The sequence below is a fragment of the Mesorhizobium sp. M7A.F.Ca.CA.002.05.1.1 genome, assembly GCF_003998335.1.
Lineage (GTDB): Bacteria > Pseudomonadota > Alphaproteobacteria > Rhizobiales > Rhizobiaceae > Mesorhizobium.
On sequence record NZ_RZQI01000935.1, the window covers coordinates 1 to 2,265 of the forward strand.

The following is a 2,265-nucleotide window of genomic DNA, read 5'->3' on the forward strand; positions in this document are numbered from 1 at the left end:
GCCGTAGGTCTGGTCGAGCAGGCCGCCAGCGGCGAAATGCTCTTTCTGCACTTTGTCCCAGCCGCCGAAGACGTCTTCCACCGTCAGCAGCCGGATATCGGGGAAATCGGCCTTGTATTTTGCCGCCACAGCGGCGTCGCGGGCTCTGAGGCCGTTGCGGGCGGCGATGTCCTGGCCCTCCGGCGTGTAGAGGAAGTCGAGATAGGTCTTGGCCAGATCGCGCGTGCCGTGCTCGTCGGCAACCTTGTCGACGATCGCGACGGGGAATTCGGCCAGCAGGCTGACCGTCGGAGTGACCTGCTCGAACTTGCCGTCGCCATACTCCTTGCGAATGCCGCGCGTCTCCGACTCGAAGGTGATCAGCACATCACCGATCTCGCGCTGCACGAAGGTGGTGGTCGCGGCGCGGCCGCCGGTGTCGAAAATCGGCACGTTGTTGAAAAGCTTGGTGATGAACTCCTTCACCTTGGCCTCGTCGCCCTTGAAGGCTTCCTTGGCGTAGGCGGTGGCCGCCAGATAGGTGTAGCGCGCATTGCCGGAGGTTTTCGGATTTGGGAAAATCACCTGCACGTCGTCGCGCACGAGATCGTTCCAGTCCTTGATATGCTTGGGATTGCCCGCGCGGACAAGGAAGGACGGCAGCGAATAGAAGGGCGAGGCGTTGTCGGGAAAATCCTTTTGCCAGTCGGCCGAGACGAGGTCCTTCTTGACCAGGAAGTCGATGTCGGTGACCTGGTTGAAGGTAACGACATCGGCGCCAAGGCCCTCGGCGATGGCACGCGCCTGCGCCGAAGTGCCGGCATGCGACTGATCGACCGTGACGCCCGGATGCTGCGCGATGAAGGCCTTGTTCACCTGCACGAACAGTTCGCGGCCGACGTCATAGGACGCATTGAGCAGTTTGTCGGCCGACCAGGCTTGGGAGGATGCAAGGAACAGGCCTGCGACGGTGGCAAGCCCGAGGAAAAATCGTCTCATGAAAACAGGCTCCGATGCAATTTATGGTGGGACCATAGCCGGGGTGCGTGGTGTGCGACGAGGCATGCGCCGTAGGTTCGTGGCCTCATCGTAGGAAAATATGTCGCCTAAGTCGATGAATGTTGGAATTCTGTTCCAGGAGAATGCTACCTTCGTCGGAGTTTTTCTGCGCCTTGTTTTGCGGCGCTGCATGGCATATACAAAAGGCATATACAAAAGAGCTGCAACATGCCCCAGAGCCGACATTCAACAACGCCGCCCAAGGAGGCGAAGCTGTTTCGCAACAACCGCAGCCAGGCGGTGCGCATTCCTGTCGAGTTCGAGCTTCCCGGCGAAAAAGTCCTGATCAGCCGGGAAGGCGATCGTCTTGTCATCGAGCCGGTTCGCAAGCCTGGCCTCACCGCGTTGCTCGCCCAGTGGGCGAAAGAGCCGCCGCTCGATCCTGAAGACGACTTCCCCGAGATCTACGACACGCCAGTCAAATCCGAGGACATTTTCTAGATGCGGTTCATGCTGGATACGAACATTATCAGCGACATGATCCGAAACCCGGCTGGCAAGGCCGCGAGGGCAATGTCGCGCGAGGGAGATGACGCCGTTTGCACCAGCATCGTGGTCGCCTCGGAATTGCGATATGGCTGCGCCAAGAAGGGATCGGCCAAGCTGCTCAAGAAGGTTGAAGACTTGCTGGCCGAGATTCCTGTCTTGCCGCTCGATGTGCCGGTGGATGCCGAGTATGGCGGACTTCGCGCCGAGCTTGAAGCCGCGGGCCAGACCATTGGCCACAACGATCTTTTTATCGCCGCTCATGCCTGTGCATTGGGCACCACGCTGGTGACCGCCAACACGGGAGAGTTCAACCGGATCAGGGGCCTGAAGGTCGAGAACTGGCTGGCGTAGCCATAGACCAGAGGATCAAGCCGCCGGAAAAAGCTTCCAGCGTCCGGGGCGGAACGCCACCCGGCTTTTCTGCGCCGCGGGGTGATCGACCGGCAGTTCGATTTCGACCCGCTGGCGCTCTCCGCCTATTTCAAGCTCGACCCGGCGCGTGCCGGCCACGCGGCGGCTGGCGGCGACCGTGCCGGCGATGCAGCCGCTGCAGCCGTCCAGCAATTCGACATCGTGCGGGCGGAAGTAGAGCGTCGCATCGCCCGAGGGCTCGTTGGGCGCGGCAAGCCCGATCGGACGGTCGGCGAGCCAGATTTCGCCATTCTCGACCTTGACGGGAAGCGAGCTCGATTCACCGATGAAGCCGTAGACGAAGGGCGAGTTCGGCGTGTCGTAGAT

Annotated in this window: 4 protein-coding genes; 2 read left to right on the plus strand and 2 right to left on the minus strand. The window is 61.1% G+C overall.

What is annotated here, in order from left to right; genetic code table 11:
* Positions 1 to 978, minus strand: a 978-nt coding sequence (locus tag EN939_RS30745) for a sulfate ABC transporter substrate-binding protein (RefSeq protein WP_127271400.1), incomplete at its 3' end; no start/stop codon positions are given.
* Between the two features lie 228 nt (positions 979 to 1,206).
* Here EN939_RS30745 and EN939_RS30750 point away from each other — a divergent pair.
* Together EN939_RS30750 and EN939_RS30755 are read left to right on the plus strand one after the other, a co-directional pair.
* On the plus strand, positions 1,207 to 1,479 hold the full coding sequence (locus EN939_RS30750) for an antitoxin (protein WP_127271402.1): 273 nt from the start codon (positions 1,207 to 1,209) through the stop codon (positions 1,477 to 1,479).
* The gene (locus EN939_RS30755) at positions 1,480 to 1,878 is read left to right on the plus strand and encodes a type II toxin-antitoxin system VapC family toxin (RefSeq protein ID WP_127271404.1); all 399 of its coding nucleotides are present in this window, start codon (positions 1,480 to 1,482) and stop codon (positions 1,876 to 1,878) included. It abuts the gene before it with no gap.
* A gap of 15 nt (positions 1,879 to 1,893) precedes the next feature.
* Here the strand turns inward: EN939_RS30755 and EN939_RS30760 are convergent.
* Positions 1,894 to 2,265, minus strand: a 372-nt coding sequence (locus EN939_RS30760) for a TOBE-like domain-containing protein (protein WP_206528381.1), incomplete at its 5' end; no start/stop codon positions are given.

Coding starts and splice junctions, on each gene's coding strand:
- EN939_RS30750 (WP_127271402.1), top strand. CDS start 1,207: ATGCCCCAGAGCCGACATTCAACAACGCCGCCCAAGGAGGCGAAGCTG.
- EN939_RS30755 (WP_127271404.1), top strand. CDS start 1,480: ATGCGGTTCATGCTGGATACGAACATTATCAGCGACATGATCCGAAAC.